7 protein-coding genes, 8 tRNA genes and 1 pseudogene (1 of these 16 only partly in view) are annotated in these 13308 nt (G+C 40.7%); 2 read left to right on the top strand and 14 right to left on the bottom strand.

The window, feature by feature from the left end; translation table 11 throughout:
- Window positions 1-36 precede the first annotated feature (36 nt).
- The 4 genes from MHH76_RS04965 to MHH76_RS04950 form a co-directional block, all read right to left on the bottom strand.
- Window positions 37-1362: a TGS domain-containing protein gene (locus tag MHH76_RS04965; protein ID WP_025811885.1), complete on the bottom strand. Its 1326-nt coding sequence runs from the start codon at window positions 1360-1362 to the stop codon at window positions 37-39.
- Between the two features lie 589 nt (window positions 1363-1951).
- Entirely contained in the window at window positions 1952-3388 is a 1437-nt protein-coding gene (locus tag MHH76_RS04960; protein ID WP_025811887.1) for a restriction endonuclease subunit S, read from the bottom strand.
- A 1-nt stretch (window position 3389) separates the two neighbouring features.
- Window positions 3390-4859, bottom strand: a complete 1470-nt coding sequence (locus MHH76_RS04955; RefSeq protein ID WP_025811889.1) for a class I SAM-dependent DNA methyltransferase — start codon at window positions 4857-4859, stop codon at window positions 3390-3392.
- Between the two features lie 37 nt (window positions 4860-4896).
- Window positions 4897-7293 carry a DEAD/DEAH box helicase family protein gene (locus tag MHH76_RS04950; RefSeq protein ID WP_230588685.1) on the bottom strand — a complete coding sequence of 799 codons (2397 nt, stop codon included), beginning with the start codon at window positions 7291-7293 and terminating at the stop codon, window positions 4897-4899.
- A 546-nt stretch (window positions 7294-7839) separates the two neighbouring features.
- Between MHH76_RS04950 and MHH76_RS04945 the strand changes: the two genes are divergently transcribed.
- Window positions 7840-9429 carry a T7SS effector LXG polymorphic toxin gene (locus MHH76_RS04945; protein WP_025811893.1) on the top strand — a complete coding sequence of 530 codons (1590 nt, stop codon included), beginning with the start codon at window positions 7840-7842 and terminating at the stop codon, window positions 9427-9429.
- A 12-nt stretch (window positions 9430-9441) separates the two neighbouring features.
- On the top strand, window positions 9442-9732 hold the full coding sequence (locus MHH76_RS04940) for a contact-dependent growth inhibition system immunity protein (RefSeq protein ID WP_035339163.1): 291 nt from the start codon (window positions 9442-9444) through the stop codon (window positions 9730-9732).
- Window positions 9733-10560: 828 nt separating this feature from the next.
- Here the strand turns inward: MHH76_RS04940 and MHH76_RS04935 are convergent.
- From MHH76_RS04935 to MHH76_RS04890, 10 genes and pseudogenes are all read right to left on the bottom strand, one after another.
- On the bottom strand, window positions 10561-10698 hold the full coding sequence (locus MHH76_RS04935) for a hypothetical protein (RefSeq protein WP_011201590.1): 138 nt from the start codon (window positions 10696-10698) through the stop codon (window positions 10561-10563).
- Window positions 10699-11793, bottom strand: a pseudogene (locus MHH76_RS04930) (tetratricopeptide repeat protein).
- An 813-nt stretch (window positions 11794-12606) separates the two neighbouring features.
- Window positions 12607-12688: transfer RNA gene (locus MHH76_RS04925), tRNA-Leu, on the bottom strand.
- Between the two features lie 14 nt (window positions 12689-12702).
- Window positions 12703-12791, bottom strand: a tRNA-Leu gene (locus MHH76_RS04920).
- Window positions 12792-12803: 12 nt separating this feature from the next.
- Window positions 12804-12874 (bottom strand) — tRNA-Cys (locus tag MHH76_RS04915).
- Between the two features lie 14 nt (window positions 12875-12888).
- A tRNA-Gly gene (locus MHH76_RS04910) sits at window positions 12889-12963 on the bottom strand.
- A 53-nt stretch (window positions 12964-13016) separates the two neighbouring features.
- Window positions 13017-13088, bottom strand: a tRNA-Gln gene (locus MHH76_RS04905).
- An 8-nt stretch (window positions 13089-13096) separates the two neighbouring features.
- A tRNA-His gene (locus MHH76_RS04900) sits at window positions 13097-13169 on the bottom strand.
- A 20-nt stretch (window positions 13170-13189) separates the two neighbouring features.
- Window positions 13190-13263, bottom strand: a tRNA-Trp gene (locus MHH76_RS04895).
- A 7-nt stretch (window positions 13264-13270) separates the two neighbouring features.
- A tRNA-Tyr gene (locus MHH76_RS04890) sits at window positions 13271-13308 on the bottom strand (it continues 47 nt past the right edge of the window).

Genomic DNA, 13308 nt, shown 5'->3' with positions numbered 1-13308 from the left:
TTAGACGGTTTCTTCTGGTAAAATGTTAAAGACCGCCTACCTGGATGTCGTCGTTCCCGTGACGGGTCCCAAGGTGCTGAAGGCCCGGTCAAAGCGGCGCATCGCTGTCTCAAGCGGACCGGCAGGAAGCCGTGCAATCAGCCACCCTGTCACCGTCACCATGGCCGCGACGAACAGATCACTGAATGGAATGGCCCCGATATCATACTTGGCCCCCGAGATTTCAAGAGTCCATATAACAACAAACTGAGCTGCATACATCGTCAACGCCACACGTCCGACTCCCGCGAACGGCTTTAACACGGCAGAGTTTTTCTGCGGCACGAGACATACCAATCCAAGCACCAGAAAGGCAACCCCAAGCCCCAGCATCGTCTGGAAAGTTGACGCACTGTGCGGAGCGATCGAAAGAAGATTGTGCCACAACGGCGGTGCCACGTTGTGCGGCCAGATTGCATACTGATCCGGCTCAGCGCCGGCGGTGCCTTGAACACTTACGAGCCACTCTTCGAATGAACGGCTCAGCCCCGGAAGAACGAAAGTGCCCAAAACTTTAGAGACGATAACCATGATTGTGCCGCTGCCCACTAGCGAGAGTGCGGTCCGCATCCTGGTCAAATCGAAGCGCCCGATTGCCATACCGGCGACAAAAGCGGGTGCAAGTGCGAGCGCCGACATCGGGCCGCCTGCCATATCACCAAGTAAGTATGCTTTCGACAGGACGCTGCCTCCGAGAATCATCAGCGGCGGGCTCACTGCAAGCAAAACAGCTGCTGTTGTAACTAACACACGTGTCGAACGACGAATCAGCACCAACGCCAGCACAAACAGTGCCGCATAAGCTGGCAAAATCACCCCGAACGGAGTATTCAGCATGATGAGAAGGTATCCTATAATATCGATAAATACCGCGCGGGCAAGCATCCGCGTCCGAAATGCGGCCGGCTCCATTCCTCGATCCAACATGCGCCCGGCCATGATCGAATAGGAGATGCCGCCGCAAAGCACAAATAGAAGCGTCGTATTCCCGGAAACGATTGAACCGTTCGTTTCGTTCAAGGCGAAGTGCTGCAAATACATCCCGATGACCGCCAGCCCCCGAGCTGCATCAAGTGCCACAATACGCCCTGTCCCCCGCGCTTTTTCACGCTTGAACTTCTGACCTTCAGCCGAGTCCCGGGTGACAATTTCAACGAGCGCACCGTCCTGAAGCGGAGTTGATAAATCTACAAGCTTTCCGTTTAATTTACCTGCAACCGCATTTTCCAGACCGCAGCTAATAGAAGCAGCGACATCTTCAATGCTTGCTTCCTCCTCAAATTCTCTGACGGACCCGTCAGGCAATTTAATGCGAATTGACAACTGTATTCCTCCTCAAAAAATTAATCCTTTACGTGTTTCTTTGTCTATATCTGGATGAGATCTGGCTGTATTCAATATAGCGGGCAGATGTCGCTAAAGTTTGATCAACTTGTAAACAAAACGTAAAAAGGCGATCGGAGGATCGGAACATATCATTGCATAGAGAAAAGCACCTTGCTGATGACAAGGTGCCTTATTCTCACTAAAATGTGATGATTTGATTGGATGAATTTCAATGGTGCTGAATGAAGAATGAGAGTGCGGACAACAACAATTGATCATTGTGTTTATTTTGGCGGTTTTCCGCTTTGTTGAGGAATAAACAAAAAGAGCGTTTCTTTTGTAAGGAACGCTCTTTCATTGTTTGGCAATACGATGCTTAGTGATACCGGTGGTCGGGGTCGAAATAGGTCTATATTAATTGAATTTATAAGGTTTTAGACTAGTTATGTGTAAAATTGATTGTGTTTTAACGCGAATTTAAATTTAATCACTCTTCTCGCTTTAACCTATTCATAAATAACAGGAACTATTGATATGTCGTGATAGTTTATCTCTATTTTTTACACGGGACTTCAGTGCGGTCATTTCACTTAACCAATTTTTTTGTATAAGGTAATAATTCTTCAATCTTCGCTACGATTCGCTTTTGTTCTTCGAGTGGGGGGAGTGGGTATAGTTGGTTTTTAACTACTTCACCTGTAATTGCGACGAATGTTGTTCCAGTAGCTTTTTTTATAAATTCATTCTTAAAAGCTCTTAATGTATACATCACAAATTTAGGATCAATTCCCAAAAGAGTATTTATCCCACACAACCCCCTTCCAATACATATCTTTCTTTCTGTTATATTTACTATACCTACCGGTGCTCTAACACACAGAAGTACAGTATTGGGTTCAACTACTTTAGTTGGCTTATTTGTTGATTGATTCGAATTTTGAAGATAATCTTTCCCAAAGAACACTTTACCTTGGTGAAACTCAATTCCTTCATTTCCTTCGAATACACTTGTACCTTTTGGTGATTGCCCCATTATTATGTCGAATACCTCACCCAACCTAACCCACTTCCAATTTTCAGGGATATCAAATGGGATCTCATCTTCTTTGATTTCTGGAAGAGCATTCTTCTTTTTAATCATACCTTCCTTGATAAGCTTATCTTTTTCTTCTTGAATCTGCTGAAACAGTTCTTCAGCAGTACCCTCTTCTTCTCGCTGCTTTACCAGCTTGCCTTGGATCGCATATTGCAAAATAGATTTTTGCATATCATCCGGGAACTTCTTATTCAGCTCATTCACTTCAGAATATGCTTTATCGTATTTTTCCACATAAGGCATTAACTCTTCGATCTTTGCTACAATACGCTTTTGTTCTTGGATCGGAGGTAGGGGGATCAATGACGTAGTAATTTTTTCTTTGGATATATTTGGTTGTGCTCCACCTGCACCCATTTTGATATAAGCTCTTCTTTGCCCCATTAAATAATAAAATAAATATTTGTTATTAATGCCTCCATAAGGTATACATGCACAACAAGCTTGATTTGTTGTAGCTTCAATATTTAAAATCCCAAGTTTACCAATTGTTGCTCCATACATAGCCATCAATACTGAACCCACAGGATTTAATCGAACTGATGTCTTTTCTAATGCCTTTTCCGAAATATACTCTGGAACTTCATCAATATAACTATCATTTAAATCACCAGTTTTTAACCAAGGTATATTTCCGCCATAATACTCTGGGTTTGACCTTGAAGGGGTAGCACCTGCGCTCCACGATCCAACATCACCAACTCTTACCCATTCCCAACTTTCAGGAATATCAAAGGGTATCTCATCTTCTGTTATCTCTGGAAGTGCTTTTTGCTTTTTAATCTTCTTCTCTTTTATTAGCTGTTCTTTTGCTGCTTTAATCTGCTCAAGTAGTTCTTTTGCAGTTCCCTCTTCTTCACGTTGTTCAACCAATTTCCCTTGAATTGCTAACTGCAGAATGCTGTGTTTTAAGTCCTGTGCATCCATCTTAATTACCTCCAAGCATAGAAGTAATCTGGTCTAACACATGATCGATTTCAGCATTTAGTGAAGCTCTTTTTTCTTGATATTCTTGAATCAAGTCCATCGGTTCTAAAATAACTTCTTCCTCATGAGGAAAACCACAAAGGTCGATGTTATAGCTTCGATTTACAATTTCATTGATGGTATATTTCTTCGCTTTTGGATAACCTTCAACTTCAATATCTTCTCGGTTTTCCCACCATGCCATAGCATCATTGAAGTGTTCTAACTTCATCGGTCTAGTCTTAGAGAAGTTCTTATACCCCTCTGGCATATCCACACGATAGAACCAAGTTCCCTCCGTAGATTTGGTGTTATCAAAGAACAAGATATTAGTTCGAATTGACGTATATGGCGCAAAAACGCTATGAGGCATCCTTATGACTGTGTGTACATTAAATTCACTAAATAATTTCTTCTTAATATTGAATTTTGCATTATCAGTTCCAAACAGAAATCCATCTGGGATGATTACTGCCGCTCGACCGTTCTTCTTCAATCGATACATGATGACATTCATGAATAAATCTGCTGTTTCAGAACTTCTCAGTTCCATTGGAAAGTTGACTTTAACGCTCTCTTTCTCACTTCCTCCATAAGGCGGATTCATTAGAATCACATCAAAAGGCTCCATTTTACGAAGTTCTTTATAGTCTGTTTCTAATGCGTTTCCATGAAGTATATTTGGATCGTCAATATCATGAATCAGCATATTGGTCACACACAGCATATGCGGCAACGCTTTTTTTTCTATTCCATACACAGACTTGTTATAGATTTCTCTATTTTCAAGAGAGTTACCAACTTGTTTATCCAGAGCATTTAGCGCAGATGTCAAGAAGCCCCCTGTACCACAAGCAAAGTCAGCAACCTTTTCTCCTAATACCGGTTTAACCACTTCTACCATAAAGTCTGTTACAGCTCTAGGCGTGTAAAATTCACCGGCATTTCCTGCACTCTGTAAATCCTTAAGGAACGATTCATAGATGGCACCGAATTCATGGCGCTCTTTATATTCTGTGAAGTCAATTTCATCAATAATATTAATAACCTGACGAAGCAGCACTCCATCTTTTTGATAGTTATTGGCATCTTCAAAAGCTGATTTTACGATGATTTGACTCATCGGTGTTTCTTCATCAATTTCTAAGTTCTTAAGCGTAGGAAACAGTTTGTTGTTTACAAAATCAAGTAAGGCATCTCCTGTAAGTGCCTCACCGTCTTTTAGATCAACAGCCCAATCTCTCCACTTTAAGCCCTCTGGAATGATGGACTTATAATTGTCATCATAAAGCTCCCATGCTTCTTCTTTTGCATCATATATTTTCAAGAAAAGAATCCACACGATTTGCTCAATTCTCTGAGCATCTCCATTAACACCCGAGTCATTTCGCATAACATCTTGAATTCTTTTGACAAAATTACTAATCGCCATAACCTATACCTGCCTTGTCTACTATTGTTTGTTTTACTTATGCGTAATAAATTTCATTCTCTAGTTCCTTTACAGCCTTCAGATAGGCTTCTTTTCCACCAAAGGCTTTGACTATTTTCATTGGACTACCAATCTTAGCAAATTCCTTTAGTTGAAGTACCTTTGTATCTTCAATCTCTTTAATGCCATCGTTGGCATACTTATCAAGCAGTGCTTCAATAACCTGTTGTGCAGTATCGGAATACTTGTACAAGTAGTGACGTTTCTTCACATTCTCTGCTCGCTCTTTTTTGGTCAGCGGTGGTTTATCGTAAGCCAAGTGACAAATGAGATCAAAATCATCTAGCTCCGTTTTGCCCAATTCTTCTCTGACCGCATCTAGCAGTACACCACTGTCTTGTAATTCATCAATGATGGCTTGTTTTTTCTCCGCTTCTGTCCATGTTCTCAAGAAATCATCCAGCCTTGCATATTGCTCTAGGATATTTTTCTTTGTGTAGTCAATCAGACTTTCAGTGATGAGCTTCCCATCCTTATCGACATATTGGACTCTCTCTGAAAGAACCCTAACAGTAACATCGCCTATATAATATTTGCGAGGTTTATCTTCACCGTCATCATTAAAAGGTGGTGTGTCCCCAGTTCCATACTCACCATTATCTTCTTTGACACGATTATCCCCATCATTTTCCTCAGAACCATCTTCCTCTTCATCTGTCGGCGGCTCTGGTTCATCCACCGGATCATTCCCATCAATATCAATAACCACTTCCGGTCTACCATCAAATGCAGGATCAGCAAAGAGCCGGCTGGAATTACGAAAGTCCATAATAGTAAAGTAGGTCTTACCGTATTCTTCAAGAAGTCTTGTACCACGACCAATAATCTGCTTAAATTCGGTCATGCTATTGATGTTATTTTCCAAAACAATCAACTTACACATTTTCGCATCCACACCGGTAGTCATTAGCTTACTGGTTACTGCAATTACCGGGTAATCACTTTCTTCATCAATAAAGTAGTCTAGTTGTTCTTTTCCTTCATCATTATCCCCCGTAATACGCATGATGTATTTATCATTTTCCGCATACAAGTCTTTATTTTCATTAATAAGTGCTTGCCTCATACGTTCGGCGTGTTCAATGTCCACACAGAATACGATGGTTTTACTAAAGCGATCGGTTTTCTTTAAGAACTCTGTGATTTTAGATGCTATGACTCGTGTGCGATCATCAATCACAAGAGATCGTTCAAAATCTTTTATATTGTACTCTCGATCCTCAATTTCATAACCATATTTATCAACCTTTCCTGCTTCCGGGCGATAACCTTCAAGATCTCGATCCAATCCAATTCTGATGACTTTATAAGGTGCCAAGAAGCCATCATTGATTCCTTGTTTTAAAGAGTACTCATAAATGGGCTCCCCAAAGTAGGTATGGCTTGAGGCTTCTTTTGTTTCGATTGGTGTTGCTGTACAACCAATGTGAGTAGCCGATGAAAAATAATCCAAAACCTTTCTCCATGCTGATTCTTCTTTTGCACTTCCTCTGTGGCACTCATCTATTACAATTAAATCAAAAAAATTCGGCTGGAACTGACGGAACGTCTCTTCTCCATCGTCACCAGTAAGCTGCTGATAAAGAGCTAAATAAATCTCGTAGGAACTATCAAGATCTTTATTTTTCACCTTTGTCATCTTCCCGCTAAAAGGCTTGAAATCTCCCGATATAGTCTGGTCAACCAGTACATTGCGGTCTGCTAAGAAAAGGATCCTTTTCTTCAAACCCGATTTCCACAACCTATAGATAATTTGGAAGGTCATAAAAGTTTTACCGGTACCTGTGGCACTAACTAAAAGCACACGTTCTTGTCCTTTGGCAACCGCATCTACTGTTCTATTGATCGCGACCCTTTGATAGTATCTAGGTGTTTTGTAATTAGGCACATAATAATAAGGCTCTAAGATAACCTTTTCTTCGGCCTCATTGATATTTTTATCAATTAAATATCTTTGGTATAATTCTTCTGGTGATGGAAACTCTTCAAGTCTTAGTTCTCTTACCTCACCAGTAATCAAGTTCTGCTCTACAAAGGCATCCCCATTAGAAGCGTAGACATAGGATATGTCCAGTGCTTTCGCATATTCGATCCCTTGCTGCAAACCTGCTCCTACCGGATGATTATTATCTTTAGCTTCTATGACTGCTAAAGGAAAGTTATTTTTGTAAAAAAGTACATAGTCCGCTCTTTTCTTTTTTCCTCTGGCAGTCACATTTCCACGAAGGATGATTCTACCAGCCGTAAAGGCGTATTCAAGCCGAACTTGCTTATTTATATCCCACCCCGCATCAATAATTGCCGGTGTGATATATCTAGCTTTGATATCTTCTTCAGATAGATGTTTCTTCCCCATATCATCAGCACCTTCCATTCAATTTAACCGCTATATTTGTCGATCGAAGTGAAATTCTATGATGTCATCGATATTACATTGAGGCATTTGCAAATCTTATATAAGCTTTCCACACTTACCGGCTGCCCTTTTCCAAGACGACCCAGTATATTGTAGGTGATTCCAGCTTAATCTTTTAAGTCAGTTTTGTTCATTTTCTTGTCAATCAATAGTTTTCACAATTTATCATAGCTTATAACCATACATAGATCTTTCTTAGCTATGTAAAAAAAGACAATTATATTATAGCACTTTAACAGGAAAAATGGAGAAAACCTTGCAATCATGTGAGGTTAAAATAAAGCTGGAATATTCCCATATTGAACGAGTAGTTTAATTTTTTGTTTGAGTAATAGAAAAATTGCAAAACTTATATCATCCCAAAAAACGAAATGAATTAATAGAAGTAATGACCTAAGTCCAATGATTCATTTTCATGGTTGAACAGGATATATTCACCAAGTCCTTTCTATAAAGTGGTAAACTATATACTGATTGTAATGAAAAGTATTAGAGGAGAATGCCATGAAGACTCTGGATGTTCAGGCGCTTCACCCTGCAATTGATCAAACGCTGGAACAATTAAAACAACAATCAGACGAATTCGATAAAGTTAAAAAGGCCGTTGAGGGGATCACATCACTTGATGATGCTTTAAAAGGAAAAGGCGGCGACGCGATCCGCGCCTTTTACGAGGAATGTCACACCCCTTTTCTGCGGTTCTATGACACTTTCATAGAGGAATACAGTTCCACGCTGAAGAAAATGAAAAGCGCGTTGAATTCCCTGGAACCCAACCATAACGGATTTATTTCACAGCCCTTTCTCGAACACGAACTGGAGAATGGCTTAAATGCTGCTGATCGCACAACGAAACATTTGGTTTCTAAGGCCAACGCCACAATCGCAAAAGTCAGTCATATCGTTGATTTACCGGATTTGAATGACAGCGGTTTTCATGAACAGAATCAGAAAGCGTTAAAGGAAATCAGCACGACCCTTGAAAAGCTGCATGCGTTTGACCGCGAGCAAACCAACGCCCTCAAAACGGCTGAAAACGATCTTGAGACGATGCAAAAATACATGGCGCGGCTCGAAAAGATGTATACCGGCCCCAAAATTGAAATCACCGGTTATCAAAAAGGCGCGATTTTAAAGCCGGATGAGATGGATACCTTGAGTGGAAATCAAGAAACAGCAATGGGTGCCATGTTGAAAAAAGTCGGAGACAAAGAAGATGCGGACATTAACACACTCGCCAATCCAGATCGATTAAAAAAATTGGCGACACAAAAGGTTTCCAAGAAAGAGTACACCCAAGAGGAATTGAATGAACTGAAAAAAGATTATAGAGTATTTAACGATACGCTTTACCGGGCATACATAGATGGTGATACAATCGTTAAGATAGAACCCGCCTACACCCTTCCAGAGAATGTGGAAAAAAGCGACTTTGCTGAATATTTCGATACAGCGATGGAATTTACAGGTGTGTATGATGCAGTGAGAGCAGCGTTTGGATACGACCTTGCGACAGGCGAAATCGTTAAAGATAAAGGTGATCGTTTGATGGCCGCATTGAGTGTCACACCTTTTGGAAAGGCATTTAAGTACGGAAAGCGCGGCTTCAAGTTATTTAAAGGTGAAGAAGCGGCAAAGAACGTTTCTAAGGTAGATAAAGCCCAGAAGAGTAAAGATACAGTTAAACCAGGGGACAGTAGTCCCCTGGCACCAGGTGGTGGATTAGCAGCTCATGAATCCAAAAGAGGCCACTTAATCAAAAGGCATGTTGGGAAAACTGACGAGGAGTTATCCCAACGTTTAAAAAAAGATCTTAAAATCACTGGTTCATCTACTTTTAAAGATAGAGCTACAGCAGAAAAAGTCGCTAGTGAAGTATTGAAAGATCCCAAAAACATAAAAAAAGTAGAAAAGTGGTTATCAGACCCTAAAAGCAGGCCTACTCTTGCATTAAGATACAAAGGTAATGGAGATGTTCTTGGAAGAAGTATAGAAAGAGGCTCAAATACCGCAGAAGATGTTACGAATGCAAAAATAGTCTTGAAAAAGGGGAAAGATGGAGAGTATATTTTAACAGGATATCCAATAAAATAAAGGAGTTTCAATATGCAAGATAATTATGATATTTTTGAAGAGTTAAGCGATTTTTTGGATGGCACATTTCATCAGGATATGGGGGCCCCAGAACAAGCACTGAATGAGTTTATTAGTGAATCCAGCAAAGAATGCTTGGCTTTCACAATACAATTTTGTCAAGAGTTTTTAAATAATGACATATCTGATCAAGAGAAAGAAGACTTTATAAAATCGCACTGCGAAATTTATTTTCCTGCTATCGGATTAACTCCAATACAATGGTTAAAAAGTGTAATAGAGCAAATAAAAGAAGCTATTTAAAAGAAAAAGACTTGAAAGGCCCACTTTTTTACGAGAGGGCCTTTTTTATTACTTCAAGTAAGGATTCAAGTTTTGCCTTTGTCTTCGGCCCGTAAATGTTGTCGGCTTTCGCATATTGGTTCTTTACACCTCTAATACGCTTTTGAGGACTCTAATTTGTGGGGTAGTCACAGAAAACACGGCCCTATGCTGGCAGGCGGGGCATTGAATATACCAAATTTCAACGCCATTCTCCCTTTTCTCCTCCCGCAATAAAACCCCATGAACCTCACCGCAATACTCGCATTTCGATTCCATCCAGATCATCTCCCTAAAATAAAAGCGCCCTCCCGTAAGCGTGCTGCTTTATAGAAAGGTGTCAATTTATTATGTAAGTGAAAGGTTAGGACATGCTGATATAGAAACCACGTCAAATACATATGTTCACTTAATTAAAGAGCTTCGGGAAAGAGATGAAACTGAGACTGTAAACATTTTTGAAGATATGGCTGTTGAGGAAGTTGAAAAGCCTGAAGAAGTTGAGTATGTGTAAAGAATGTGCAAAACCATTTCAAATCATAACATTTTCTATCCAATTTAAAAGAGCTAAGGATACTGGTGGTCGGGGTCGAACCGACACTCCCGAAGGAACACGATTTTGAGTGGTGCCGATTCTATTAGAAAGCCTTAGTCCACAGTATATTCGATATAATAAGCCATTACGGTCTATCATGGCGTAAGATTCGTATTTTAGACATAACTATAGTATACAAATTCAAACTGCGAAAGGTAACCGAAAGCAAAAAAAGACGGCTGTAATAGCCGCCCTCTTACTGTTGTATTTTTGTTTTATGAGCCCGCTCCTCTTGAGGCAAGTAATGTTACTGAGTCTGCTGTTTGGATACTTTCTGCGAGGAAGTCTGCTGCGCTGGTTAAAACGAGTCCAAGCGATGCAGTAAGGAAAGCAGTTACAATAAGTTTTTTCATTTAAAGAACCTCCTTTCCTGTTAGTTTACTTGATTTTATTGCTTTTTCCAAGAAGTATGTGGAATATTTGTAATTATAATGAGCTGTAGACGTTGGCCACATCCTCAGCAAGCGCCTCAATGTCTACGTAAGCCTCTCTCTCCTCGAGCATTTCGATAAACTCTTTGACTTGCGGTACACCCTCGAGGGGAGCGCTATAGCATATATTTAGAATCGAGAATTTGAGCGAAAAGTTGATATTATTCGTTTTCTGAGCAAACTCAAAACCAAGATGAACCCTCTTAAGCGCCTTATCAACCTCACCTATCTTATAAGTTGACCTAGCTGACTCGTATATGCACTGCATGTACATAATAGGCGCATTTTTTTCGATATCATCCGTTTTAAATGAGAGGTCGAAATACTCGAGTGCTTCTTCATGTTTATCCTCTTGAATTTTTAAAAAGCCGAGATCATAGTAGACAGCCGCCAGCAGATGAATATCGCCCATCTTGATCAGTCTTTCTGCGCAACTCTTAAGCATATTTTCAGCTCTTGTTAAACGTCCGTCGTCTATATAATTGAGTGCGAGAGCAGTACCGTACAGTTTATCGACTGTGTCTTATATTCTTCATAAGCCCTATAAATGCTCTTCGCGATTGAAAGATGATGAAAAGAAAGTAGAGTTGTTTTCGTAAAATAATAGAGATTTCCAAGCTTATAATGAAACTCGGCCTTTTCGATTTCATCTTCGACATTATCGAGCTGCCGCTCGGCAACTCTAAAACAATTAAGCGCTTTAGAGTAGTTGCTCCTCGCACTTTCATACATTCCTTTAAAGAGAAAGTAATAGTATCGTAACAAACCGTCTGTCTTCGCCTTATCTTCAGCAATAGGCGGAAGCTGCGGCTCCCCCGCGATGTCTTCCATTAATACTCTGAACCTGTAATCAAGTAGATTAAAGTAAAGCAAAACATCCTGATCTTCTTCCATTACGTTTAAAAGGCCTTTTATTCTGTCCCTAAGTTCTACGGCATTTGAAACATCTCTCTTTTTTATGTGAACATACCACTGATTGATGAGATTGGCTACGTTCACAGAGGCTACTGTTTTCATTGTCAAACCTCCCACACTTTACTGCCTCTATCGCTATGAGAACATTTTACAGAAAGTTACCAATCTTTGCAAAGGAATTTGTATAATTTACTTTTTACCCTATAAATGGATAATAAAAAGTGAGGGCTTGCCTATATAATTTATTGTGCGATTGCCGCCCTAGGAAGTTACGGCAAACTTATTTGTCCTTTTCTCAAATGTTTCTTATTTCAATGACAGACTCTCTATCGAGAGTAATAAACATTGCTTCTGCCTCGACATACCCTCGGATAGAAATATACTTTTTAAGCTGCTTCTTCATTATGGCGTAATCGATACACTTCTTTCTTGATCCCCTTTTGCATTTCTTACGTGTATGACTGATTCTTCTCTTCGATTTTTACAACTGTTAAATTTTAGGCTTGCGAACTCATTCTCCCGAATACCTGTCTTCAATAAGAGCAGCATCATTGAATAGTCTCGGTTACCTGTGAATGTTCTAAGATTCGGCTGGCTTAAAAGTTGCTTCTCTTATTGTCGACTGAATTAGTGATCCGGTCTTTAAGGAATTTTAGTCCTCCTCTGCGTATATATCCAATGATATACCACTGCTCCTGACGAGGGATCGCCAGATACATTTTGCTCCTGTAAGAGTTTCTGCACCTTATTAAGCTCATTTCGATAATATCTCACGGTATGTTCTCGCAGCTTCCAGAACTCGCAGTCCTTAAGAAAAAATTCTTACGGACTCGTTCCAAGATAAAGAATAAATAAAAAGAGCGTTCCCTTTATAAGGAACGCTCTTTCATCGTTTGGCAATACGATGATTAATGATACCGGTGGTCGGGGTCGAACCGACACTCCCGAAGGAACACGATTTTGAGTCGTGCGCGTCTGCCAATTCCGCCACACCGGCATGTGTGTGATCAATGGTGCCGAGGGCCGGACTTGAACCGGCACGGTAGTCACCTACCGCAGGATTTTAAGTCCTGTGTGTCTGCCAATTCCACCACCCCGGCACGAGGCAAATAAGGCGACACCCGGATTCGAACCGGGGATAAAGGTTTTGCAGACCTCTGCCTTACCACTTGGCTATGCCGCCATCATTTTAAGAATTGGAGCGGAAGACGGGATTCGAACCCGCGACCCCCACCTTGGCAAGGTGGTGTTCTACCACTGAACTACTTCCGCATTTTAACTAATATTCATCTTATCATATGCAGGATGATAAAGAAAGATGAAAACTGGGCTAGCTGGATTCGAACCAGCGCATGACGGAGTCAAAGTCCGTTGCCTTACCGCTTGGCTATAGCCCAATATGAAGGGCGATTGATGGGAATCGAACCCACGAGTGCCAGAGCCACAATCTGGTGCGTTAACCACTTCGCCACAACCGCCATAAATTGTGAATTAAAATTGGCAGGGGCAGTAGGAATCGAACCCACACTGGAGGTTTTGGAGACCTCTGTTCTACCGTTAAACTATGCCCCTAAAAACATGGTGGAGGGGGACGGATTCGAACCGCCGAACCCTGAG

It is taken from the genome of Bacillus sp. FSL L8-0193, assembly GCF_037976065.1.
Lineage (GTDB): Bacteria > Bacillota > Bacilli > Bacillales > Bacillaceae > Bacillus > Bacillus paralicheniformis.
Note: the sequence above shows the minus strand (reverse complement) of the source record. Positions and strands in the feature narration are given on the sequence as shown.

Coding starts and splice junctions, on each gene's coding strand:
- MHH76_RS04960 (WP_025811887.1), bottom strand. CDS start 3,388: ATGGATGCACAGGACTTAAAACACAGCATTCTGCAGTTAGCAATTCAA.
- MHH76_RS04955 (WP_025811889.1), bottom strand. CDS start 4,859: ATGGCGATTAGTAATTTTGTCAAAAGAATTCAAGATGTTATGCGAAAT.
- MHH76_RS04950 (WP_230588685.1), bottom strand. CDS start 7,293: ATGGAAGGTGCTGATGATATGGGGAAGAAACATCTATCTGAAGAAGAT.
- MHH76_RS04945 (WP_025811893.1), top strand. CDS start 7,840: ATGAAGACTCTGGATGTTCAGGCGCTTCACCCTGCAATTGATCAAACG.
- MHH76_RS04940 (WP_035339163.1), top strand. CDS start 9,442: ATGCAAGATAATTATGATATTTTTGAAGAGTTAAGCGATTTTTTGGAT.
- MHH76_RS04935 (WP_011201590.1), bottom strand. CDS start 10,698: ATGAAAAAACTTATTGTAACTGCTTTCCTTACTGCATCGCTTGGACTC.